The organism is Bacillus carboniphilus, assembly GCF_020524035.2.
In the GTDB taxonomy this organism is placed as follows: Bacteria; Bacillota; Bacilli; order Bacillales; family JAIVKR01; genus Bacillus_CC.
The window spans coordinates 52232-75616 of sequence record NZ_CP129013.1 but is presented as its reverse complement, the minus strand read 5'-3'; the positions used below and the strand labels follow the sequence as shown (position 1 = coordinate 75616).

Below are 23385 nucleotides of genomic sequence, written 5' to 3'. Positions count from 1 at the left end.
TGTAAGTCCATGATCTAAGTTCAGTTGCGTCCTTAGGCTAACGATGATGATAAGACGTCCTCTCTCATGGTCAAATACCTTTCATTCCACCATTTGCAGAGGTTAAACAATCACTAAATCCACACACTAATCATACCCTTTGATAAGGGAGGAATGAAAGATGAAAAGTACTGATTATGACAGAGCTTTGTACTATACACATCGCTCGCAATGGGAAAATTTATTGATATTAATGGTCAGGACAGATGACGATCTATTAGCAAAAAGAATTGAACACTTTTTACACGCCTATAATTTTGATTCCAACTATACAAATGTTGAGGGCAAATTAAATGGGCTTCTTCAATACGTAGACAATGCGCTCAATGTTCTAGAACTAAAATTAAATGAAGAATCGGATGATTATGTTTATATCACATAATAAGGAAGTCCTATTATTGGACTTCCTCCCCAATACATAAAGGTGTAATAAAAACACTTTATTTGATCTATTTTATGATTTAAAAGATTGAGGCTAATTCCAAATCAAGACTTTTATAAAACTGGATTGATTTTTCTAGGTCAGAAACCGGAAGATGTGCTTCATATAACCCCTTAATCATGTTAAAGTTGCTTCCTTAGTTGAGAAAATGATTTTACATAGACTAAAAATTCTTCTACTAAAGAATTTATTAAGGTTTTAGAGTCTTCTGTAACGGAGTCATTATCATAGTCAAAATCGCTCGGGTCTAATATAAGCTGCTTCGGAATGACGTTTGCATAAACGCCTCTCATGACCGTCCTCATATTATTTAGGGCGTTCATTCCTCCTTTTCCTCCCCCAGCAACAGCTAGTAAAGCAATAGGCTTATGAGAAAATTGTTCATTACTTAAAAAATCTATCGCATTTTTTAACACTCCACTCATCCCACTATGATATTCTGGGGATAAAATCACCACGCCATCCGCATTTAAAATGGTTTCTTTCCATTCTTTCACTTGTGTGTTGTCCGATTGATCTTGCTCCCCAGTATATAAAGGAAGACCAAATTCACTTAAATCAATCAAATCCATATCATGCTCTTTCGCAATATATTGCGAGGCAATTCTTGTTCTCCCATGTTTACGAGGTGTTCCACTAATTACTACTAATTTCATTCTTATCATTCCTTTCAAAATTTATATTCATACTAATTTTTCTTTAACAGCTAATAAGGCAGCCTGTGTACGATCAGAAAGCTCAAGCTTTGCTAAAATATTTGACACATGTGTTTTGACGGTTTTTTCTGTTATATACAAAGTGTGAGCAATTTCTTTATTGGACTTTCCCCTAGCGATTTCTTTTAATACTTCTGTCTCACGATTGGTTAGCGTTTGTAATAAAGATTCTTGTTTGTTTCGATTCCCTGATAAATGTGTCATCACATGACTGGTTACTTTAGGATGAAGCTGATGATTTCCATTCATAACGTTTCGAATCGTTAGAACAAGCTCGTCTGGCTCTATATCCTTTAACTGATACCCAGATGCCCCCGCTTCTAAAGCAGGAATGACATGATCTTCATCAGCAAAACTCGTTAGCATAATGATATGGACCTCGCTGATTTTCTCTTTAATGACCTTCGTCGCCTCTGCTCCATTAATTATTGGCATAATTAGATCCATTAGGATCACATCAGGTTGTAAATTCATTGCTTTCTCAATTGCTTCTTCACCATTAACAGCTTCACCAACAATGTCTATGTCTTTTTGTGTGCTTAAAAACATCGTAAGTCCTTTTCGAACCATATGATGGTCATCCACAATCAATACCTTAATCATATAACCACCTACCTAATTGGAATCGAAACCGTAATTGTGGTTCCTCTATTGTTTTGACTTTCTAATTGGAAGGTTCCACTAAGCTTTTCCGCTCGTTCCTTCATACTTGCAAGTCCTACAGAAGGAAGATTTGGAGCTGAATCATACATGAAGCCAATTCCTTGATCCTTAATCATCATGTCAACTTGATTCAATTTCTTTTTAATCGATAATTCAACTTCATCAATTTGAGCATGTTTTTTACAATTATTTAATGCCTCTTGACCAATTCTCCATAACGTTTCTTCCACTTCATGAGGCAATCGTCCAACACCTTGAATTTGCTTGAATAATTTCAATCCTATGACATCACAATAACGAGTAAGGGCATAGCCAATCCCTTTTTCTAATCCATTAGGTCGAAGTTGCCATATTAACGCTTTCATCTCCATTAATGCTTCTTGTGATAATTCTTGCATCATAGATAACATGTCAAGTACACGGGGCTCAGAAGTTAGTTCTTTCGTTGTACGTGCGGTTAGTGATAAGGAAAATAGCAGCTGGTTAACCGAATCATGCAAGTCTTGTGCTAAGCGATTCCTTTCTGCAAGTAACGCTAGCTTTTGCTCATTTTCAGATAACTGAACTCTCTTTATAGCTGCTCCAATTTGAAACGCAACATTTTCTAATAAAAAGAGCTCTTCTTCAGTAAAATGGGTTTTAAAAGGTGAGCCTATATTTAAAAGCCCTACACTTTCGTCTCCTGCCTTTAAAGGAACGGTGGCATGATGGGTGAAATTTTCAGTATCCCCCCAACCATATTCAATGGCATCATCAATTCGTTTACAATTGATAATGTTCGTCGCTCGATTCAATCGCCCATCACGATAACGTTCTAAACACCAACAATCACCTTCACACATCGGCTTTTTATTTTCATAACATAACCCTTCAGGTAAGGATTGTTCCGCTTTTAACTCGTAGTTTCCTTTATCATTAATTAAAAAGATCCATCCTGTCGTTAATCCTGTTACTTGTAACAGCTTCTTCATAACTTCATCAAGCATTGATTCTAGGTCGTTTCCCATGTTTAATGTTTCAGCTATTGTTTTTAACATTAAAAGCTCTTCCACTCTTTTTTCATCTTTTTCCATAATTCACCTCTGTCCCCTTGCAGTCCAGTGGAAACTAAGTTCAACCTCCATATCGGAGATGTGTTCATCATAGATCTTTTTGAACAACCTCATTAATCATAGTATATCAAGAATAAACATATATATCGTTCAACAATGGCATGATTTTCTTCTACGACTTTTGATGTAGAAAAAGTTACCGTTGAACATTTTTTAATGAAAGAACGCTGTTCAGTATTGTATTATAAAGAAAAGGAAATGGGGAGTGGTTTAGTATGAAAAAGAAGTCTCTGTTTTATTTATCCACCGCTTTAATCATCATGTTACTTGCTGCATGGGCTATATTTAGACCGGAACGAGCTTTTTTAGATCGAGAAGTGGATGAAGAGTTTCCGATTAGCGAGACTGCTCAAGAAGAAGAAAGCAATGAGTCCACTGATCGTAATCAAACAGAAAAAAATGAGGAAGATCATCAACAAGAAAAAGAAGATGAACAGCTTTATAGTGGTGAATTTCACGACGGATCAAAAAAAGCAGAAGGTACGGCTACTATACATCAATTAGCGAGTGGGGAAAAAATCTTACGTTTAACGGACTTTAGTACTTCTGATGGACCTGATGTTTTTGTATACTTAGTCGCAACTGAGGATGTTACAAGTGACGATCAAATTAAAGATGACAATTTCATCAATCTAGGAAAATTAAAAGGGAATAAAGGGAATCAAAATTATCAAATTCCTGATGATATAGACTTAACCAAATATCAATCTGTTTCAATCTGGTGTAAGAGATTTAGTGTCTCTTTTGGAGCGGCACCTTTAAAAGAAATTTGATTTTCTCTGACAGTTGTTTTTGTAATAATATAGATGCTATACAACAAATTACATAGCAAAGAGATGTCTTTGTCATGTATGATAGACACATGTAACATTATTTTAACTTAATCATTGGAGGGCCTTTCAGTTGCACGAACAAAATTTAATTACACAAAAAGTACTCCCTACTTTTTTCATGACATTATTAGTAAGTTTCCTTGGTATGGTGATAGGTATGCTTTATGTACCAGCTGCACTAGCCAGTGGGATTGGTGTTATCATTATCGTTATCTTAATTATTACGGCCATTATTAAAAGGAAAAGTGCTGGACCGTTTGGTTTTCGAATCCCTCTGCCTTTCTTATTTATTTTCACATTCCTTATGGGTCTATCCATTTACCCTACGGTTGGTTATTATTTATCCACTGTAGGAGCTAATGTTGTTCTTACCGCTTTCGGTGTTACGGCATTTGTCTTTGGGTCGTTATTTATATACGCCTATACAACGAAGAGAGATTTCTCATTTTTAGGTGGAATGTTATTCATCGGTTTAATTTCTTTAATTGTATTGAGCATTATTGGCGTTTTCTTTATTAAATCTGAAACCTTTCATCTTGCTATGGCATGGGTAGGTGTCCTTCTTTTCTCTGGTTATGTGCTTTATGATGTTTCGATGATGAAAAATCACCTAGTGGATGAAAAGGATGTTCCAGCAGCCGTATTAAACTTATATATTGATTTTATTAATTTGTTCTTAGATATACTGCGAATAATTGCAAGCTTTGTTTCTAAAGACTAGAAACAAGTGAGAACAGAACTTCAAAAGATTATACTACGTCAAAAAATTGACCTAGTGTGATCTTTTTTCATTTTCAGAAAACTACTACGAACAATTTGTAATCAAAAGCATAACGTAAAGAACATATAAAAATTTGAGGAGCTGAAAATCTTGAAAAATTGCTTAATACTCTTTATTTCCATTTTCTTTTTAGTGAGTTGCAGTAACGATGAATCTAGTGAACAAGCGAAAAACGATGCTACTGACCATAATACTAGTGTAGAAGAAGCAGAAAATAGTAGCCAAGAACAAAAGAAGGACAGAGAAGGACAAGATGAGACATCCAGTTCTTCTAATAATAATGATAAAGTTGAAGACGAAAATAAACAGACTAGTAATCAATCTGAAGAAAGCAATGAACAGATTGAAAGTACAAAAAAAATATATAATGACAAGCTAGATGAGGTCGAAAACAGTGTAAGGGTACTAGAATCTAAACTTCAAAAAAGTGAAACACAAACCGAAATGAATGAATTACAAGCGGACATACATCAAATGTGGGACGATGCATTAAACGAGATTTATGGTGTGCTAAAAGGTCAGTTGACAAATAATGAATTTAGAAAGCTAAGAGAAGAGCAATTAAATTGGATAAATGAAAGGGATGCAATCGCAGAAGAAGAGGCTTCAGTTTATCAAGGAGGATCGTTGGAAACATTTCAACTGTTAAACACGAAGGCTAAATTAACAAAAGAGAGATGTTATGAGTTAGTAGATATATATATGAAGTGATTTTATAGAGAGCATCTATCTCTCTGTTTGTTTCTGTCAAACAGAGAGATCTATTTTTATGTAATCATTACTATTGAATATTTTTCTATTATTCTATAAATAGTAAATTATATGCATCTAAAAATCAAGTTGATCGAAAATATTGACTCCCTATTAAAACCGAATAAGAAAAAGTGGTTACACTCAACGAGAATGTAACCACTAGAAATTACAACACTTTTTTCTATGCTCCCAGATCTTTAGCCTTGGAAACCGGTGTCACTGCATCATGCAATGCTTGTTCCAACTCACTCTTATACATCTCAAATTGGGCAGATGTCCAGTTTAAGCGATCAGACATATATTTTAATACTCGATCTTTCCATTTATGCACCCAATGAATATCGAAAAATAGGGCTCCAGTTCTTCTAATAAAGAAATCAATAGGGATAGCAACATGTTCATATCTAATCCCATATTCAACCTGTGCCAAAATAGAAACCGGAAGTTGATATTTCTCTTCTTGCTCTTTCAACTCCAATACGAGTTCAAACACTTTATCTACATTAGAACCGTAATGATTGGCTAATTTTTGTGCTTCCTCTTTATTCAAACCTATTTTCATCCCTGCTTCTGTTTTGTCTAAAACATATTGAGGGAGATTTTTAGATCCATTAACATGCCCACCAGAAATTGGCATGTGCTTCGTTTTCGTTTTTCCGTAATCTTTTTCTCCTTCTCTTTTAAAGACGTCCACGACTTTGTCGACGACTTGTTCAGACATTTTACGGTATCCTGTTAATTTTCCCCCAGCAATCGTGATTAAACCTGATTCAGAAGTCCATATTTCATCTTTGCGTGAAATTTCAGAAGGATCTTTACCTTCTTCATGAATAAGAGGTCTAAGTCCTGCCCAACTTGATTCAACATCGTCCGCTGTTACTTTTACTGAAGGGAACATATATTTAATCGCATTCAACACGTAATCACGGTCTTCTATTGTCATTTTAGGATTGGCGATATCACCTTTATAAACGGTATCTGTTGTTCCAACGTATGCCTTACCTTCACGCGGAATAGCAAACACCATTCTTCCATCAGGAGTGTCAAAATAGATTGCTTGTTTCAATGGAAAAACAGATTGGTCAAATACTAAATGAATCCCTTTTGTTAGATGAAGCTGTTTTCCTTTTTTCGAGTTATCTTTTTCTCGTAATGTATCTACCCATGGACCTGTTGCGTTAATAATTTTCTTCGCATAAATATCAAACGTTTTATTTGTTAAGCGGTCTAATACTGTTGCACCGACCACTTTACCGTCTTTATAAATAAGTTTCTCTACTTGAGCATAGTTAAGCGCATCTGCGCCGAATTTATGAGCTTCCTTCATCACTTCAATTGTTAAACGAGCATCATCTGTTCGATATTCGACGTAATAACCGCCGCCTTTAAGGTCCTCTTGTTTAACTAAAGGCTCCATTGCAAGTGTTTCTTCTCTAGAATGCATCGTTCTTCTTTCATCTTTTTTAACAGAAGCTAAAAAGTCATAAAGACGAAGTCCGATGGACGTTGAAAACTTTCCAAAAGTCCCTCCCTTATGAAAAGGAAGTAGCATCCATTCAGGCGTTGTTACGTGAGGACCATTTTCATAAACGATTGCTCTTTCTTTTCCAACTTCAGCTACCATTTTCACTTCAAATTGTTTCAAATAGCGTAAGCCCCCATGAACCAGTTTCGTTGAACGACTAGAGGTACCTGCTCCGAAATCCTGCATCTCAACTAAAGCGACATCCATTCCCCTCGTTGTTGCATCTAGTGCAATCCCACAACCTGTAATACCTCCACCAATGACTAACACATCATAGGTTTTAGAGCTCATTTCCTTTTTATATTCATCACGTTTTAAACTTGAAAACTCGCGTGCCATTTTTCATCCCCCCATTTCATTTCTTGCAGTTGGGTAATTTTACCTTAAACCATGAAAAAAGAGACCACAAATCAAAGGAATGCTACTTCCTTCAATTCATGGTCTCTCCTAATCTCCAACCATTATTATTAACTTAATTATATTATATCATAATACTTTGATTAAAGAAAGTGATTAGCTTATTTAAACACCATCGTTGCTTCTACAGCTTTTTTCCAACCGCTATAAAGCTCTTCTTTTTTCTCTTCAGCCATTTTAGGTTGGAATGACTTATCAAGATTCCATTGCTGTGAGATTTCCTCTCTATTTTCCCAATAACCAACAGCTACCAGCTAAATAAGCGGCACCTAGAGCCGTTGTTTCATTAACCACAGGGCGTTCAACATCTGTGCCTAAAATATCGCTTTGGAATTGCATGAGGACATTATTTTTAACGGCTCCACCATCGACACGCAATGTTTTTAAGGAAATATTGGAATCTGCCTCCATTGCACCAAGAACGTCTTTCGTTTGATAAGCTAATGACTCAAGCGTCGCACGGACAAAATGTTCTTTTGTCGTTCCACGTGTCAAACCAAATACTGATCCTCTAACTTCACTATCCCAATAAGGTGTTCCAAGACCTACAAACGCTGGAACTACATAAACCCCATCAGTAGATTCAACTCTTTCAGCATACGTTTCACTTTCTTTCGCATCTTTCAACATACGCATTCCATCTCTTAGCCATTGGATAGCAGAGCCAGCAACGAAGATACTTCCTTCTAAGGCATACTCAACTTTTCCATCAATTCCCCAAGCAATGGTCGTTAATAAACCGTGCTCTGATTTAATTGCTTCTTCACCGGTATTCATCAACATGAAACAACCTGTACCATACGTGTTTTTAGCCATTCCTTTTTCATAACAAGCATTACCAAACAGAGCCGCTTGCTGATCACCCGCTACCCCAGCAATTGGTATTTCTTTTCCAAAGAAGTGATAGTCAATCGTATGAGCATAGATTTCAGAAGATGGTTTTACTTCTGGTAGCATAGAAGCTGGTACATCAAGCATTTCTAGAAGCTCTTCATCCCATTGCAAGTCATAAATGTTGTACATTAATGTTCTAGAAGCATTGGAGTAATCCGTAACATGAGCTTTACCACCTGAAAGCTTCCAAATAAGCCACGTATCAATTGTGCCGAATAATAGATCTCCATTCTCAGCTTTTTCCCTTGCCCCTTCAACATTGTCTAAAATCCATTTTACTTTCGTTCCAGAGAAATAGGCATCAATAAGTAAACCTGTTTTATCTCTAACAATTTTTTCATATCCTTTTTCTTTCAGCTCGTGACAAATATCCGCAGTCTGTCTTGATTGCCACACAACTGCATTGTATACAGGTTCACTTGTGTTCTTGTCCCAAACAACCGTCGTTTCTCTTTGGTTTGTAATACCAATGCCAGCTATTTGCTCAGGCTTTACTCCCGATTCTGATAACACACCTGCAATTACAGCTAATACAGATCCCCATATTTCATTCGCATTGTGTTCTACCCAACCTGGGTTAGGAAATATTTGCGTGAATTCCTTTTGAGATGTATGAACAATCTCTCCAGCTTTATTAAATAATATTGCTCTTGAACTAGTTGTTCCTTGGTCTAAAGATAAGATGTATTTTTCCATTTTTCATACCCCCGAGTTATTTTTTATAGTTGCTGTCGTCTAAACTTTAAGCAACTTGTTTCTGTGTCATTTTAGCATGAGTTTGTTTTGAAACTGCAAATATACCAATCAATAAGGCTATTAAAATAGCGCTTACAATAAAAAATTGACTTTGTCCTTCTCCTAAGAAAATAAACTTATAGAAATATGCGGCATATCCACCACCAATGATTGGAGCGATGACTGGAATCCATGCATATGACCAATTGGAAGCACCCTTACCAGGAATCGGTAAGAAAAAGTGAGCAATTCTAGGTCCTAGATCCCTCGCAGGATTGATTGCATAACCTGTTGTCCCCCCTAAAGACAAACCAATCGCGACAATCAAAAATCCGACAATTAACGGGTTAAGTCCTTCTGTAAATTCATTTGCCCCTATATATAATAAACTTACCACTAATATAAATGTTCCAAAGACTTCACTAAAAAAGTTCCCAAATAAGTTTGGAATCGCAGGTCCAGTTGAAAATACACCTAACTTAGCACCTGGATCATCCGTTTCCTTCCAATGAGGATAATAATGAAGATAAATACAAGCAGCCCCTAGAAATGCGCCGATCATTTGCGCTAAAATATAAGATGGGACATCTGCCCACGGAAAACTTCCACTCACTGCTAAACCGATTGTTACAGCAGGATTAATGTGAGCCCCACTAATGCTTCCAACTGCATATACAGCAAAGGCAACTGCAAATCCCCATCCAAATGTAATTACAATCCATCCAGATCCTTCAGCTAGAGATTTTTTTAAGCTTACACCTGCAACAACCCCAGCTCCAAAAATTATTAAAAGCATTGTTCCTACTAATTCCCCTAAAAATGGTGTCATATAATCCCCTCCTATAGTTGTCAAAACACAGCATTGATGAAAGCGCTTTATTAGAAAATCAAAAAGAACCACAACAAGAACGATACCTGTTTTAGGAATCGACTGCCGTGGTTCTCCTCATCTCCGCCACATTTATTAACTTATTAAGAGAATATCATCCTATTATCCAATCTGTCAACCTCTTTTGTTTATTTTAGCTAAATTCCACAGTTCTTCCCTTGAAGTCGTTATAGCTGTAGCCCCTGCTTCAAGCGCATTATTTACATCTTGTTCCGTACGAATTAATCCCCCTGTTAAAATAGGTGTCCCTGTATCTTTTTTCACCTCTTGAATCATAGAAGGAACGAGTCCAGGGAGTAATTCGATAAAATCTGGCTTATGTTTTTGAATAACTTCTTTACTCTTTTCTAGTGCCATTGCATCTAATAAAAACAGCCGTTGAACAGAGATAAGCCCTTTTTGTTTTACTTTACTAACAACACTGGATCTAGTCGAAATCACCCCTGCTGGTTTAATCTCTTGACAAATAAATTCTGCAGCCATGCTCATCATGTTTTAACCCGTTAATTAAATCTAGATGAATAAGTAATTGCTTATCACCCTTTTTACTGGCTGCAACAATTCCTTTAAGGTGTCCTAAATGACTATCGAGCAATACACCATATTTTAATGGGCCTCTAAGAAAATGATCGAACTGCTTCATTGTACGAATTGCAGGTAAAACCGTTTGTCCATCAAAACTCAAAATAGTTCCTCCTTGAAATTTCTTAAAAAACCGCAACCCACCATAAAAGTGGATGAAAGCACTAGCTAAACAAGAAAAATAAACCAAATAAGGGCAAAGTCAATGAATAAATATAGTAGTCTTATCATATTATTTTATAATTTCCTAATACTATTGGAAAGCTTTTTTATTAATAAACAACACCATTTTTAATAATTAAAGGACGCTCAAAAGTCAAAAACAACTTATTGAACGCCCTATATTATGTTTACTGTGTTGTATAATTATTTTGCGATATGTTCGATAATGCTTGTCCAGCCGCCTCGTTAGAATATTGTGAAGTTGCTAAATCTCCTAGTGCGACCATCCCGACTATTTGATCATTTTCAACAACTGGCAACCTACGAATTTGGTTTTGAGCCATTAATTGCGAAGCCTCTTCAGTGCTCATATTTGGATTCCCTGACACTAAATTGGTTGACATAATTTCACTTACCGGTGTATTCCCAAGCTTCCCTTTTGCTGTTGCCCTTGTGGTAATGTCTCGATCTGTTATGATTCCACATAATTTCCCGTTATCCACAACAGGGACAGAACCTACATTATATTGAATCATTAATTCGGCAGCTTCTTGCAAGGATTGCTGGGAAGAAACACAAGCGACGTTACTGGACATAATTTCTCGAATGTTACTCATCGCTATTCACTCTCCTTTCAACTTTAGTTTGTTCAGAAAGTGAATTTTTACTAAAAATTTTTTAATTGATCAGTTTATACACTCTAGCTTCCCAAGGTCTTAAAATACAAACTTCTATTTTTTCTTCTTCACGGACATCATAGTTATGAATAAGAAGTTGTTTTGTTTCATAAATGATCGTATTCGGTAATTCAAATAAGGTTTCCCCATCCGAAAAATTTGCCATCACGATAAGCATTTCATTTTGATAGGTTCTTGTATAAGAAAAAATTTGTTCATCATATTCATATAAAAGGCTAAAATCACCATGAACGATAATCTCATGTTCTTTTCGAAGTGAAATTAATTTTTGATAATAATAAAAGATTGAATTGGGATCCTTTAAAGCTGTTTCGACGTTTACTTCTTTATAGTTAGGATTTACTTTCAACCAAGGCTCACCTGTCGTAAAGCCTGCATTTTTGCTATCATCCCATTGCATAGGCGTTCTTGCATTATCTCTTCCTTTGGCATAAATAGATTCCATGACTTGTTGAGGATGATTTATTCGTACAGCTTCGTTATACATATTCAAGGTCTCAATATCTTTGTACTCATCAATCGAATGAAACGCCACATTCGTCATGCCGATTTCTTCACCTTGATAAATATAAGGTGTACCCTTCATCATATGAAGGCAAGTGGCAAGCATCTTCGCCGATTCCATGCGGTATTCCTTGTCATTACCAAACCGAGAAACAACCCTTGGTTGGTCATGGTTATTCCAATATAGACTGTTCCAACCTTTATTTTGCAACCCCTTTTGCCATTTTGATAAATTTTCTTTTAGATCAGTAAGCTTTAATGGTTTGATATCCCATTTACTTCCATCTTTCTGTTTATCTAAATCCATATGTTCGAAAGTAAAGATCATATCGACTTCCTTTCGGTCCTCTGCTGTATAAAGCAAAGCATCTTCAACTGTCGCACCGGGCATTTCTCCTACTGTTACAACTTCATAGTTAGCTAATACTTCTTTGTGTAACTCTTGTAAATAATCGTGAATTTTCGGTCCATTGATAAAAAACTTCTCTCCAGAAACATACTGTTTGTTTTCTGGATTCGGTGCATCTGGTAATCCTTCAATTTTTGAAATAAAATTGATGACATCCATTCTAAACCCATTGACACCTTTATCTAACCAAAACTTCATCATTTCATAAACCTCTTGTCTAACCTTTTCGTTTTCCCAATTCAAATCAGGTTGTTTTCTCGAGAAGATATGTAAATAGTATTCACTTGTTAGCGAATCATATTGCCAAACTGATCCACCAAAAACCGATTCCCAATTGTTCGGTTCTCTCCCCTCTTTCCCTGGCCTCCAAATATAATAGTCTCGGTAAGGATTGTCTTTACTTTTTCTTGCTTCTTGAAACCAGTGATGCTCATCTGACGTATGATTGACGACAAGATCCATCATTAGTTTCATGTCTCTTTTATGAATTTCAGCTAGCATCTCTTCCCAATCTCGCATAGTACCAAATTCATTCATAATCTTCCGATAATCACTAATATCATAACCATTGTCATCATTCGGAGATTCATAAACAGGAGATAGCCAAATAATGTCTACACCGAGTTTCTTTATGTAATTCAGTTTCTCGATAATTCCTTGAAGATCACCAATCCCATCTCCATTTGAATCGTTAAAGCTTCGTGGATAAATTTGATAAACGACAGCGTCTTTCCACCAGTTTGATTTCATAAATAGCCCTCCCCTATATGCAATCGATTGCGCCTTTTCACCAAATACTTTCTCTATCTATTATAACAATAGAAAGGACTTCTCAAGCAAAGAAGTCCTCACCATTTTTAATGACAAGATGTTTTTATCGAACCTTCATTTATAGAGACTATTTCGTTAATGGATAACGGAAATTGATAACCGTACTCTTGTAACTTTTTCACGTTCTGGTCAAACTTCTCTTTATATTGTAATGGGTTATTATCTTCAATAATAGCCAACAACGCTTGTAACGAAGAAATAATATGAAAACAATCTTGCAATGTACTATTATGATATCGATCTTGATCGGTTGGAATCAATATTTCCATGTTTTTGAACTGTTCAATCTTTTCTTCTGAAAAAAATTTTGGAAACACTTCTTTATACATTTTACCGACTAATTCATCCATATACTTCTCTTGTTCTTCAGTAGAAGAAACAACTATTTTCATTTTTATAACCACCCTTTTTTCTCATTCATTCATACAATAGCATACGTTTTATTCAAATTTTACAGGTAAGTGTTTCATATAATAGAATAGATTCATGAGTTAAAGAAAATTGAAGAAATTATGGTGATCAATTTGATAAAAAATACTGATCGAATGGAGTTTTTCACTCCCGAAGACTGGGAAGGTTTACTTGTACAAGACGCTCTCAAGAAGAAATTAAAAGTTTCAAAAAAACTGGCCTATCAATGGCGTATTGAGAAGAAAGTGTTTTTAAATGGTTCTCTCCCAAATTGGGGAAAGCCCCTAAAAAAAGGAGACAAGGTATCCATCGAAATAATAGAAGAAGAAGAAAGTGAATTAGAGCCTTACGATAAAAAGATTGATGTGTTATTTGAAGATGAACACCTTATCATTATTAATAAACCCGCTTATATAAAAACACATCCAAATCATCCTGACGAAAAGGATACGTTAGCCAATGCAGTTTCTTTTTATTACCAACATAAGGGGTTAAAGAGAAAAGTCCGTCATATCCACCGTTTAGATGAAAACACATCAGGAGCCATCCTTTTCGCTAAACACGCATACTGTCATCAGCTTTTGGACCAAATGTTAACGGAAAGAAAAATTAAACGGACGTATACAGCTTATGTAAATGGAAAGATTTCGCCAATTAAAGGGACTATTAACGAACCGATCGGAAAAGATCGTTATTCTTCCAACAGACAACGCGTATCTAAAAATGGGCAAAAAGCCGTTACTCATTATGAGCTATACAAGTACAATGATAAGAGGCATTTTTCAATAGTAAACTTACAGCTTGACACTGGAAGAACACATCAAATTCGCGTTCATTTAAGTCATATTGGTTATCCTATCATGGGCGATACTTTATATGGAGGAGGAACAGAACGAATAAGTAGACAAGCTCTTCACGCTTATAAAATTGAATTCGTTCACCCGATTACAAAGCAAAAATTAATTATAAATACTCCTGTACCTGATGATTTAAAAAGAATAGAGGACTAGAATTTAGCCCTCTATTTTTTCGGCATAAATAATATATCTTTCCGGAGCATCTCCTACATAACTAAACGGATAACAAGTTGTTATTAGTAACTCTTCCTTTTCACTTTGGAGTGTAATGATGCTAGTATCATCTTTATCGACAATTTTTGTATCCAAGATTTCATACGTATATTCACCGTAAGGCATTTGAACCTTAATTTGATCGCCTATTTTTAAATCCCCCGCCTTACGAAACACGGTATCACGATGACCTGATAAGACGATCTGTCCCGTTTCATCTGGATAATAGCTCCCTTTATAATGTCCGACCCCTTTCTCTAAATCATCTGGGTCTGTCCCTTCAACAATGGGCAATTCAGCATCAATCGTTGGTAATTCTAAAACACCAATGACATCTCCTACACCAGGAGTGAATTTTTCAGCTTCCACCTTTTTTTCTTCATCTGTTGTTTCTAATTGATTACCAACAATTTCTTTCGCTTCTGCTAAAGAATGGGTCGTCTGTTGATTAGTGTCGTATATTTTCCATCCACCAAATGCTAATAAAACCCCACCCGTGATAATTAGTAACCAAGAAATAAACTTCCCCAATTATTTCACACCTTTGTAAAATTATATGATATACTCCATAAAAAGAGTTCATCATCATTATATCAAATTTAAACAACCAATCTTAACTAAAAAGCAAAAGAGAAAGAGTGAATTTATAATGGAGCATGAAACATAACAACCTTACGCTAGAGGTCCTCCTTTCGTTTTAAAAAAATTCAAATTAAAAAATGAGGAGGACAAATAATGGATGTTAAAGAATATGTACGCTTATCAAATTTAGATTTTTCTGGTTGGGACTTTTCTTGTCTTTTAAATAGTGGAAGAATGCAAGAAGAAATGCTGTCTTGGTCATATGGGAGTAGTGTGCTTCCTTATATGCAAAGATCTAATTCCATGTTAGACATGGGAACGGGTGGGGGCGAATTACTAAGTACTCTACAGCCTTTCCCAAAAAAGATTGCAGCTACTGAGCAATATAAACCTAATGTTCAAATTGCCAAACAAAGACTGGAGCCTTTAGGTGTTAAAGTGAAAGAAATTCAGGGAGATCATAACCTACCTTTTGCTTCTAGTTCCTTTGATTTAGTTATTAATCGTCATGAGTCTTATAATGTAAATGAGGTAAAGAGAATTTTAACGAATAACGGTACATTCATCACTCAACAAGTAGGGGGGGCCGATTGTGCCGATCTTAACAAGTTGTTTGGTGTTCCCGTCAATGGAGAGTATCTGAATTGGAATTTGTCTAATGCAGTAAAAGATCTAAAAAATGCAGGATTATCGGTTACCTTTTGTAAAGAGGAGTTTCCAGAACAACGCTTTTATGATGTTGGGGCCATTCTTTATTATTTAAAGGCGATCCCATGGCAGATTATCAACTTTGATCCAATAGATTATATGGATGAATTAAACATGATTGATCAAAGAATCCAATCCACTGGATATATTGAAGTGAGGCAACACCGTTTCATTATATCTGCAAATAAATAACAAAAAGTTCTCTACATGGATAGTAAGAATAAAGACAAACTAATTGAATGTGAAGGAATACTTCACAATTCATTTGGTGGAGGGAACTTGATCTTGATGAACATGAATAAACAAGCAACCAATCAAACTCAAGGAAATCAAACGTCGATTCCAAATCAACAGCATGTAATGAATCATGGCGGACATGAAGTGTATGACTTACATGAAATGCTAGCTGGAATTGTCAACATTCTTGATTCGTATATGATCTTCCGTCAATACGTAACAGATTCTGTTTTGTTAGATATTTTAGACAGACAATATCAATACATCACAGACCAATACAACATTATTGTTGAATGTTTTCAAACTGGACAAGAACCAAACCAAAAAACATCTACGTATATGATGAAAGAAAGCAATGACGTCGTCTATGGAGTTCAGCCAACTCAGCCTAAAAAGCCAAATCAATCTTTATCCGATGTGAAGGATGGAGGCATATCCGGTCATATGCTTGGGCTCATTAAAGCAAATTCTTCACTATTAGCTATGACTTCTGTTGAAACGACGAACCCTGTTGTTCGCCGCGTGCTAGCAGCCCTTGTTCCAAACTATATTGAGATGGCTTACGAGATTTTCCTTTACCAAAATAAAAACCGTTACTATCAAGTGCCACAGCTTTCACAAAAAGACATGCAATACATGGTGAATGGTTTCCAAAAAGCCCAAGGAACTCCACAAATGCCAAACGCTCAAACAAATAAAACCCTTCATTAGTAAGGGACTGTACAGAAAGTCCATGTTCATAGTAAATGAGGATGAATTAAAAACCCAAAAATGTCGATATAACAGCATTTTTGGGTTTTTCTTTTATCATGATTTTGTCTAAAAAATTACTTTTCATACATCCCTTACATTTACCTTATAAATGGTTTGGTTAATATTATTCCACCATCACCATTTCTTCTGTTGTTTCATCAAGATCGTCTGTTTTAACGGTAATCTTGACCATATGCATTCCTTTATCAAATATATAAGGTGCACTATATTTCCCTGGTTCTATTTCTTCTGCTTCTACTAATTTCGTGTCGTCACTTCCAGATTGACTGATTTCAAACTGAACATTTGCTTCCTCAATCGGTTGTCCATCTTTTTCTATATGAGCCATAATTTCAGTTTCTTCATCTGCTTGAATAGAATCAGGCGCCATAAAATGGATCATTGTTGCTCCAAGATGATCATGTTCACCCTTCGCGACCCCACTATTGCCCATTCCCATTTCTCCCACTTGAACGACTTCTGTTGGCATGACATGCATTTCTCGCGCTTGTGTATGAGCTTGAACGTTATATTCACCTGCTTCTGTAAAGGTGTAGTCAATAGAATAGACCCCTTTACCTTGGTGAGTTGCCTCCACTTTATTAGAGTTTGCTTTTTCTTCTCCAAGCCAAATTTCAAAAATCACATCATCTGCATCCTCAATTGCTTCTTCTCCTTGAGTCACTGTAGCTGATATTGTTACCTCTTCATTTACATTGATTTTTTCCGGAAAGTTGATCTCCGTTTCAATCATTTGTATTGTCGATTCAGATTTTGTTTCTTCTTGTTCATTATTTCCACAAGCGACCATTACAAAAAATGCTAAACATGTAATCGTCAACGTAAGCCATTTTTTCATATCGTTGCCCTCCTTCTGATTCTCTTCATAATATAACAACAACTTGTGTTTAAAATGTGAAATCTAAAATAAACAAGCAAGGTTTTCAAACTTTTTTCACAATCTTTGGTTATAATGATTGGTTAGAGGAGAATGCCGAAAAGGTGCGTGTTAATGCATGAAAAAAACGATTTTAATTATCATCATATTATGTTTATTTGTTGGTTGTTCTTCAGAGCAACAACCTGCTATTAAAACAGAAAACGCTCTTATTATTAGCTTAAATATTCTTGATTCTACTATAACATTCTATAATGAACAAGAAGACAAAGTCATCACTTGGAAGCTTGACCACCCTTTTAAGGATGCCGTACTACTAAACTATGATGAGATTTTGTTTATGCACCCCAAAAATAATCAAGCATTCATCTATCAGTTATCAACAGGACAGCAAATCGCTTCATGGGAGATAGGAAAAGGTATGGAAAAAGTGATCGTATACAACGATACAGTTTATTTTTCAAACCAAGCGAACAACTCCGTAGACCTTTATTCCTTAAACGGACAAAAACAAACAGAAGTTCAGGTAGAGGGAAAACCTTTTTTATTACTACCTCATGAAAACAAGCTTTTTGTAAGTCTGTATAATAAAAATAAAATGACCGTGATTGATTTAAGTCACTTAAATGTGACAAACACTTTTTCTACAGATGAAAAGGTCGTAGACGGGTTCATGAATGAAAACAAACTATGGTTAGGCGGACACGGACAAGGAGAGCATATTCAAGAAAATGTGATTCTTTATGACATAACTAGTGGAGAAGAATTCTTCCATATTCCAGCTGGAACGATGCCCATCGGATTTGCAAGTCATGGGCAATACGTTTATGTAATTAGTCATGGTTCAAACCAACTCTTTAAAATTAATATGAAGACATATAAAATAGAATCAACAAAAACAATTGGACCAAATCCTTTCTCTATCGTCTATTATCACGATTCCTTATATGTTGATTTATACGATAACAATAAATTATTAAAAATCGATCCAACAGATTTGACTATTCTTAAAGAAATAGATGTAGGAGAAGGTCCATTTCAACTCCTGATACGAAACGAGGGAACATGATGAATAATCCATTAACCATTTTAATAGTTGATGATGAACCGGAAATGAGAGAACTCATTGAATTAAATTTACTAAAAGAAGGCTACAATTGTATAACGGCCGCTAACGGAAAGGAAGCTTTAAAAATTGTAACATCGATTAAGCCAAACTTAATCCTCCTTGATGTGATGATGCCGGAAATGGATGGTTTCACTGTTGCAGAGAAAATATTAGAAAACGAGAAAACTCCAATCATTTTTCTAACGGCAAGAGGAGACGAATGGGATCGAATTTACGGCTTAAAACTAGGAGCAGAAGACTATATCGTTAAGCCTTTTAGCCCAGGTGAATTAGTCGCTCGCGTTGAGGTTGTTTTGCGCCGCTTTCACGTGATGAAACACCCATCTGAAGGATTAACTATTGGGGGACTAGAGTTCGACCTAGAAGGACGGACTGTCAAATTAAATAGTGAGCCCATTTCTTTAACGCTAAAAGAATTCGAACTCCTTCATTTTTTAGCCAAAAATAAAGGACGAGTCTTTGACCGAGAACAACTTCTAGAAAAAATTTGGGGGTATGATTACTCTGGTAGTGCAAGAACAGTGGATACTCATATTAAAACGCTTAGACTTAAAATGAAAGATAATGGAAACATCATTAAAACGGTTTGGGGAATTGGTTATAAGTTTGTGGTCGACGAATGAAATTATCTTCCCTCAGCCTCTACACCAAAGTTCGTTTAATTGTTTTTAGCTTCGTCTTAATGACGATCGGTTTTTCTTTTATCTTTATTGATTTTCTTTATCAGGAATTATATATCCAAAATGTTGAAGATATGTTAATTGATGAAGGGGAGAGGATTTCGGCAATCTATCAATCAGGTCCTATTACAGAGGAATTCAAAGAGAAAATAAATTTTCATAATTCCGTTTCTGAATCCGAAGTAATGCTCATCGACAATCCAAGAGAATTAAGTGCCTGTCTCCCATTTGAGATTGGTCATGATTCTCTTATTGGAGAAGAAGAAAGACGAACATTGTTATCTGGTGAGATGCTCTTAAAAACAGGATATGAGGAAAGGTTTAATCGAACCATTACAGGAGTAGTGCTCCCCCTTCTTGATAACCAAACTTTGCATGGAGTCATTTACTTATACTTGCCTTTAGAACCTATAGAGGAGGTATTTACATACTCTACCCCGATTTTAATTGGAAGCGGTGGGTTATTTTTTATCATCATTTTTTTTATCGTCGATCGGATGACAGAAAGATTGTTAACACCTATTGAAAAGATGATTCAATTTTCAAGAAACGTTTCCAAAGGGGATTTTTCCAAAAGAGTACCCATTGAAACAAAAGATGAGGTTGGTAAGCTAGCAGAGGCTTTTAATCAAATGTCCGAATCTCTTCATTTACACGACCAACATCGAAGAGACTTTTTAGCAAACGTAGCTCATGAACTGCGCACCCCTTTAACATATATAAAGGGCTATAGCCATGCCTTAAAAGAAAATATATTCAAGTCGAAAGAAGAAGCGAATCAATACAGTGAGTTAATTGATCGAGAAACAGATAGGATGAAACGTCTTGTTACCGATTTATTAGATCTAGCGCAACTAGAAGAGATGAAAGAAGTAATTAATAAACAACCTTTCGTTTTCTCCCAACTAATTGAAGATACCATCGAACGGTTTATCCCCATCTTAAACGAACGGTCAATGACCTTAAAAAAGCAACTAAATGATGAAATCATCTTTTTCGGCGACTATGAAAGAATGATGCAAGTCGTATATAACTTAATTGAAAATGCCATTCGTTATTCAGATGACGGAAGTTCGATCCACGTTCAATTAACACTTGAAAATAAGAACATCTTCATAAATATAATCGATTATGGAATGGGAATGAGTGAAGAAGATGTGAAACATATTGGAGAACGCTTTTTTAGAGCGGATAAAGCAAGGAGCAGAACTACAGGAGGAACAGGCTTAGGTTTAGCCATCGTTAAGCAAATCATTCAACTCCATGAAGGAGAATTAAAGGTATTTAGTGAACTTGGTAAAGGTACCACCTTCACCGTTGTCTTACCTTATGAGGAAATGTAAAACGTACCTGATTTAACTCGGGTACGTTTTTCTAAGAAATTCAAGAGATTGATGAATAAACTCTTTTAACACATCAATATCGATATCTTCAAGCTTATTAATGTACACACACGCTTTGCCTGCCTTATGCTTCCCTAACTTCTTTAAAAGCTCTTCTCGATTAGGATCGCCTGTCGCAAAGTACAAGCTGAAATTAGATTTACGAGGAGAAAAACCGACTAATGGGGCGTCCCCTTCATGACCGGTCTTATACTTATAATGATAAGAGCCAAAGCCAATAATACTCTCACCCCACATTTTTGCTTTCAACCCTGTCGTTTCTTCAAAAATAGTTAATAACTGGTATGCGTCCTCACGCTTCTTTTCTTTCTCAATTTGATCAATAAATTCAGTGACATTATTGTCATTTTCCTTTGTTTTTAGTTCATATCCCATACTCATCCCTCCATATTTCCAAGAACTTCAAAGTTATGGCCAATGATTCTTTTTCACCGCCAGCATCGTACTTCTTTGAAAACGGATTCGCAAATCCATGCTCTCCACTAAATAGATCCACTTTGACCTTGTCTTTTTTATTCAGAATGTCTACTAAAGTTTTCACATCAAAGGAAGTTTCTTCATAAGGATAAAACAATAACACAGGAACACGTGGATGCAAGCGACTATAATCTCTAATTCTCGAACCGTAAAAGCCCACAACTGCATCCAAGAATTCACCATCTTCACTACACATCCAAGCGATAGTGGCACCAACACTGTATCCCCAAATAACCACCTTCTGATAGGATCGTTTTAATGACTTTACAAGAGTAAACGTTTGTTCATATGCTCTTTGTAAGCCAACTTCACGATAAAAGTAATGATAAGCTTCTTTCTCCTCATCATATCCAAAGGAAGGTCTATTTAGAAGGTTTTCACAATAAACATCAAAACCTTTTTCAAAAAGGTCATTGGACTTGTATTCTATATGGTTATTAATTCCATAAATTTCATGAACTAACACAACTGCTATGTTTGAATGATTGATTAGCTTTATTCTATTAAGGCATGTACTATTCATTTTCCATTAATCCCATCGTATTTTCATTCATTCACATGACGGTCTAGCCAGTGTAACACGTCTTCAAATACTTCTTGACGATTCGTTTCATTTAACATTTCATGACGTCCATTTTCATAAAATTTATACTGAAGGTCAGTTACTCCCGCTTCTTGTAATTGTTTGACTACTTTTAAGACACCTTTTGTATTTTGACCAACAGGGTCTTCACTACCAGAAAAAATAAAGATAGGTAAATCTTTAGGCGTTTTTTTCACTTCTTCCTCACGATGAATTAATAGTAGTCCATCTAACAAATCATGATAAAATTGAGCAGAACAAATTTCTCCACACAAAGGATCATTTACATATTCATCCACTTTACTGTGGTCTCTAGATAACCAATCAAAATCTGTTCTGTTAGGTTTAAAGGATTGATTAAAACGACCAAACATTAATTTGTCCATCCGTTCGCTTTTTACCCTCGCCCCCTTCCTTTTAGCTTCACGCATCGCTAGTCTTTTTCCTACTTTTCCTGCTAGACCAGGATCTCCACCTGTCCCCGATATAATCACTCCTGATAATTGTTCACCATACAGTTGAATGTATCTTCTTGCTACAAAAGAACCCATACTGTGCCCCATTAAAATAATGGGCTTGTTTGGGTAATCTTTCTTTATAATTTCTGTCATCCTTTTCAAATCTTCCACGACTAGTGAAAAGCCATTTTCATCATGAAAATGTCCTAATTCTTCTGTCGATTCTGCTGTATTCCCATGACCTCGATGATCATGACCATATACGGCATAGCCGTGTTTTACAAGGAATGAAGCAAACTCATCATATCGCTCAATATGCTCAGCCATTCCATGCGATAGTTGCACAACCGCTTTTACATCACCATCATCTGATAACCATTTTTTTGCATGAACCTGTTTACCTTCTTCACTTTTTAACATAAATGTTTCTACTCTCATATCTTTACACATCCTTATTTCTATAGTTCTTAAGAAAAGCACTAGCGCCCGTTTAGCAACGAATGATGAGGAACGTCAACTAAGTACAGTCACGGCGTGCGAACTAACGTTGACGCTAGCACATCGTGTGTGTCGGAGTTGCTGGGCAATGGAGCTAGACAAAAATAAAAGCAACATCCGAATAAGGACAGATTTTTATATTTTTTACTCTGTAAAAAAATTTTACAAAAATACACCACTTGTGAAGTGATGTATTTTTGTTTGAAAATCAGAACGACTATCTCTATTTATTCTTCTTCCCTATAAAGAACTTGTGTCCACATTTTTTCTATATGATCAAATTGACTGCCTTTACGATCTAACAGTTCATTGTATACGATGGAAAGAGCCATTAAATATGCAACAAATGATTCTTCTGTCATTTCGGTATATTCACGTTCATAGCGAGCCTGAAGTTGTTCAAAGAGATTCGCTAGTTGTTTCATCGTTAAATTGGATACTTCTTTCTTAAACGTTTGTTGATCCAATGTACTCGTCCCCCTTTTTCTCTCACTTACTACCATTATACATAGG

General features: G+C 35.8%; 24 protein-coding genes and 3 pseudogenes. 10 read left to right on the top strand and 17 right to left on the bottom strand.

All coding sequences use genetic code 11. The annotated features are described in order from the left end of the window. Window positions 1-160: 160 nt before the first annotated feature. Window positions 161-421 (top strand): YhdB family protein, encoded by a 261-nt coding sequence (locus tag LC087_RS00435; RefSeq protein WP_226539421.1) that lies wholly within the window; start codon window positions 161-163, stop codon window positions 419-421. Between the two features lie 91 nt (window positions 422-512). Here the strand turns inward: LC087_RS00435 and LC087_RS00430 are convergent. From LC087_RS00430 to LC087_RS00415, 4 genes and pseudogenes are all read right to left on the bottom strand, one after another. Then, a pseudogene (locus LC087_RS00430) lies at window positions 513-602 on the bottom strand (VOC family protein); the annotation flags it as partial. A 1-nt stretch (window position 603) separates the two neighbouring features. Further along, window positions 604-1137, bottom strand: coding sequence for an NADPH-dependent FMN reductase (locus tag LC087_RS00425; RefSeq protein WP_226539422.1), 534 nt, complete (start codon window positions 1135-1137; stop codon window positions 604-606). 27 nt (window positions 1138-1164) lie between these two features. Further along, window positions 1165-1800 (bottom strand): response regulator, encoded by a 636-nt coding sequence (locus tag LC087_RS00420; protein ID WP_226539423.1) that lies wholly within the window; start codon window positions 1798-1800, stop codon window positions 1165-1167. 8 nt (window positions 1801-1808) lie between these two features. After that, window positions 1809-2933 carry a GAF domain-containing sensor histidine kinase gene (locus LC087_RS00415; RefSeq protein WP_226539424.1) on the bottom strand — a complete coding sequence of 375 codons (1125 nt, stop codon included), beginning with the start codon at window positions 2931-2933 and terminating at the stop codon, window positions 1809-1811. A gap of 254 nt (window positions 2934-3187) precedes the next feature. On the opposite strand from LC087_RS00415, the gene LC087_RS00410 reads away from it, so the two are divergent. The 3 genes from LC087_RS00410 to LC087_RS00400 all read left to right on the top strand — a co-directional run bounded on the left by LC087_RS00410 (window position 3188) and on the right by LC087_RS00400 (window position 5297). After that, window positions 3188-3745, top strand: a complete 558-nt coding sequence (locus LC087_RS00410; protein ID WP_226539425.1) for a DM13 domain-containing protein — start codon at window positions 3188-3190, stop codon at window positions 3743-3745. A 130-nt stretch (window positions 3746-3875) separates the two neighbouring features. Further along, window positions 3876-4526, top strand: coding sequence for a Bax inhibitor-1/YccA family protein (locus LC087_RS00405; RefSeq protein ID WP_226539426.1), 651 nt, complete (start codon window positions 3876-3878; stop codon window positions 4524-4526). 150 nt (window positions 4527-4676) lie between these two features. Next, window positions 4677-5297, top strand: coding sequence for a lysozyme inhibitor LprI family protein (locus LC087_RS00400; RefSeq protein ID WP_226539427.1), 621 nt, complete (start codon window positions 4677-4679; stop codon window positions 5295-5297). Between the two features lie 223 nt (window positions 5298-5520). Here the strand turns inward: LC087_RS00400 and LC087_RS00395 are convergent, their stop codons facing one another. The 7 genes and pseudogenes from LC087_RS00395 to LC087_RS00365 form a co-directional block, all read right to left on the bottom strand. Next, on the bottom strand, window positions 5521-7203 hold the full coding sequence (locus LC087_RS00395; RefSeq protein WP_226539428.1) for a glycerol-3-phosphate dehydrogenase/oxidase: 1683 nt from the start codon (window positions 7201-7203) through the stop codon (window positions 5521-5523). A 179-nt stretch (window positions 7204-7382) separates the two neighbouring features. Continuing rightward, window positions 7383-8871: pseudogene (gene glpK / locus LC087_RS00390) on the bottom strand (glycerol kinase GlpK). Between the two features lie 46 nt (window positions 8872-8917). Further along, on the bottom strand, window positions 8918-9739 hold the full coding sequence (locus LC087_RS00385; RefSeq protein ID WP_226539430.1) for an MIP/aquaporin family protein: 822 nt from the start codon (window positions 9737-9739) through the stop codon (window positions 8918-8920). 174 nt (window positions 9740-9913) lie between these two features. After that, window positions 9914-10484: pseudogene (locus LC087_RS00380) on the bottom strand (glycerol-3-phosphate responsive antiterminator). Between the two features lie 247 nt (window positions 10485-10731). After that, window positions 10732-11160, bottom strand: coding sequence for a CBS domain-containing protein (locus LC087_RS00375; protein WP_226539431.1), 429 nt, complete (start codon window positions 11158-11160; stop codon window positions 10732-10734). A gap of 61 nt (window positions 11161-11221) precedes the next feature. After that, entirely contained in the window at window positions 11222-12904 is a 1683-nt protein-coding gene (locus tag LC087_RS00370) for a glycoside hydrolase family 13 protein (RefSeq protein ID WP_226539432.1), read from the bottom strand. A 107-nt stretch (window positions 12905-13011) separates the two neighbouring features. After that, entirely contained in the window at window positions 13012-13377 is a 366-nt protein-coding gene (locus LC087_RS00365) for a DUF5365 family protein (RefSeq protein WP_226539433.1), read from the bottom strand. Window positions 13378-13500: 123 nt separating this feature from the next. Between LC087_RS00365 and LC087_RS00360 the strand changes: the two genes are divergently transcribed. Continuing rightward, the gene (locus LC087_RS00360) at window positions 13501-14406 is read left to right on the top strand and encodes an RluA family pseudouridine synthase (RefSeq protein WP_226539434.1); all 906 of its coding nucleotides are present in this window, start codon (window positions 13501-13503) and stop codon (window positions 14404-14406) included. A 3-nt stretch (window positions 14407-14409) separates the two neighbouring features. On the opposite strand, the gene LC087_RS00355 is transcribed toward LC087_RS00360, so the two are convergent. Continuing rightward, complete coding sequence (locus LC087_RS00355) at window positions 14410-14997, bottom strand: class D sortase (protein WP_226539435.1); 588 nt, start codon at window positions 14995-14997, stop codon at window positions 14410-14412. 204 nt (window positions 14998-15201) lie between these two features. On the opposite strand from LC087_RS00355, the gene LC087_RS00350 reads away from it, so the two are divergent. Next, window positions 15202-15948, top strand: coding sequence for a class I SAM-dependent methyltransferase (locus LC087_RS00350; protein WP_226539436.1), 747 nt, complete (start codon window positions 15202-15204; stop codon window positions 15946-15948). A 102-nt stretch (window positions 15949-16050) separates the two neighbouring features. Then, window positions 16051-16704 (top strand): spore coat protein, encoded by a 654-nt coding sequence (locus LC087_RS00345; RefSeq protein WP_371932673.1) that lies wholly within the window; start codon window positions 16051-16053, stop codon window positions 16702-16704. Window positions 16705-16870: 166 nt separating this feature from the next. On the opposite strand, the gene LC087_RS00340 is transcribed toward LC087_RS00345, so the two are convergent. Further along, window positions 16871-17605 (bottom strand): FixH family protein, encoded by a 735-nt coding sequence (locus LC087_RS00340; RefSeq protein ID WP_226539437.1) that lies wholly within the window; start codon window positions 17603-17605, stop codon window positions 16871-16873. Window positions 17606-17762: 157 nt separating this feature from the next. Here LC087_RS00340 and LC087_RS00335 point away from each other — a divergent pair, with 157 nt between their 5' ends. The 3 genes from LC087_RS00335 to LC087_RS00325 are packed head-to-tail and all read left to right on the top strand — an operon-like array spanning window position 17763 to window position 20796. Next, window positions 17763-18713: a YncE family protein gene (locus LC087_RS00335; protein WP_226539438.1), complete on the top strand. Its 951-nt coding sequence runs from the start codon at window positions 17763-17765 to the stop codon at window positions 18711-18713. Then, a complete protein-coding gene (locus LC087_RS00330) occupies window positions 18713-19396 on the top strand; it encodes a response regulator transcription factor (RefSeq protein WP_226539439.1) in 684 nt (227 codons plus the stop codon). Before LC087_RS00335 ends, LC087_RS00330 begins: the two co-directional genes overlap by 1 nt. Next, on the top strand, window positions 19393-20796 hold the full coding sequence (locus LC087_RS00325) for a sensor histidine kinase (RefSeq protein WP_226539440.1): 1404 nt from the start codon (window positions 19393-19395) through the stop codon (window positions 20794-20796). The genes LC087_RS00330 and LC087_RS00325 overlap by 4 nt, the downstream gene beginning before the upstream one ends. A gap of 12 nt (window positions 20797-20808) precedes the next feature. Here the strand turns inward: LC087_RS00325 and LC087_RS00320 are convergent, their stop codons facing one another. The 4 genes from LC087_RS00320 to LC087_RS00305 form a co-directional block, all read right to left on the bottom strand. Further along, complete coding sequence (locus LC087_RS00320) at window positions 20809-21231, bottom strand: DUF1801 domain-containing protein (protein ID WP_226539441.1); 423 nt, start codon at window positions 21229-21231, stop codon at window positions 20809-20811. Continuing rightward, the gene (locus LC087_RS00315; RefSeq protein ID WP_226539442.1) at window positions 21221-21856 is read right to left on the bottom strand and encodes a dienelactone hydrolase family protein; all 636 of its coding nucleotides are present in this window, start codon (window positions 21854-21856) and stop codon (window positions 21221-21223) included. Before LC087_RS00315 ends, LC087_RS00320 begins: the two co-directional genes overlap by 11 nt. Window positions 21857-21879: 23 nt before the next feature. Continuing rightward, on the bottom strand, window positions 21880-22812 hold the full coding sequence (locus tag LC087_RS00310) for an alpha/beta hydrolase (protein WP_226539443.1): 933 nt from the start codon (window positions 22810-22812) through the stop codon (window positions 21880-21882). A gap of 287 nt (window positions 22813-23099) precedes the next feature. Continuing rightward, complete coding sequence (locus tag LC087_RS00305; protein WP_226539444.1) at window positions 23100-23339, bottom strand: hypothetical protein; 240 nt, start codon at window positions 23337-23339, stop codon at window positions 23100-23102. Between the last annotated feature and the right edge of the window lie 46 nt (window positions 23340-23385).

Bases quoted from the DNA above. Each gene is read 5' to 3' on its own strand.
- LC087_RS00335 (WP_226539438.1), top strand. From the start codon at position 17,763: ATGAAAAAAACGATTTTAATTATCATCATATTATGTTTATTTGTTGGT.
- LC087_RS00410 (WP_226539425.1), top strand. From the start codon at position 3,188: ATGAAAAAGAAGTCTCTGTTTTATTTATCCACCGCTTTAATCATCATG.
- LC087_RS00320 (WP_226539441.1), bottom strand. From the start codon at position 21,231: ATGGGATATGAACTAAAAACAAAGGAAAATGACAATAATGTCACTGAA.
- LC087_RS00425 (WP_226539422.1), bottom strand. From the start codon at position 1,137: ATGAAATTAGTAGTAATTAGTGGAACACCTCGTAAACATGGGAGAACA.
- LC087_RS00370 (WP_226539432.1), bottom strand. From the start codon at position 12,904: ATGAAATCAAACTGGTGGAAAGACGCTGTCGTTTATCAAATTTATCCA.
- LC087_RS00385 (WP_226539430.1), bottom strand. From the start codon at position 9,739: ATGACACCATTTTTAGGGGAATTAGTAGGAACAATGCTTTTAATAATT.
- LC087_RS00310 (WP_226539443.1), bottom strand. From the start codon at position 22,812: ATGAGAGTAGAAACATTTATGTTAAAAAGTGAAGAAGGTAAACAGGTT.
- LC087_RS00395 (WP_226539428.1), bottom strand. From the start codon at position 7,203: ATGGCACGCGAGTTTTCAAGTTTAAAACGTGATGAATATAAAAAGGAA.
- LC087_RS00435 (WP_226539421.1), top strand. From the start codon at position 161: ATGAAAAGTACTGATTATGACAGAGCTTTGTACTATACACATCGCTCG.
- LC087_RS00375 (WP_226539431.1), bottom strand. From the start codon at position 11,160: ATGAGTAACATTCGAGAAATTATGTCCAGTAACGTCGCTTGTGTTTCT.
- LC087_RS00315 (WP_226539442.1), bottom strand. From the start codon at position 21,856: ATGAATAGTACATGCCTTAATAGAATAAAGCTAATCAATCATTCAAAC.
- LC087_RS00330 (WP_226539439.1), top strand. From the start codon at position 18,713: ATGAATAATCCATTAACCATTTTAATAGTTGATGATGAACCGGAAATG.
- LC087_RS00350 (WP_226539436.1), top strand. From the start codon at position 15,202: ATGGATGTTAAAGAATATGTACGCTTATCAAATTTAGATTTTTCTGGT.
- LC087_RS00325 (WP_226539440.1), top strand. From the start codon at position 19,393: ATGAAATTATCTTCCCTCAGCCTCTACACCAAAGTTCGTTTAATTGTT.
- LC087_RS00420 (WP_226539423.1), bottom strand. From the start codon at position 1,800: ATGATTAAGGTATTGATTGTGGATGACCATCATATGGTTCGAAAAGGA.
- LC087_RS00415 (WP_226539424.1), bottom strand. From the start codon at position 2,933: ATGGAAAAAGATGAAAAAAGAGTGGAAGAGCTTTTAATGTTAAAAACA.
- LC087_RS00345 (WP_371932673.1), top strand. From the start codon at position 16,051: ATGAATAAACAAGCAACCAATCAAACTCAAGGAAATCAAACGTCGATT.
- LC087_RS00340 (WP_226539437.1), bottom strand. From the start codon at position 17,605: ATGAAAAAATGGCTTACGTTGACGATTACATGTTTAGCATTTTTTGTA.
- LC087_RS00365 (WP_226539433.1), bottom strand. From the start codon at position 13,377: ATGAAAATAGTTGTTTCTTCTACTGAAGAACAAGAGAAGTATATGGAT.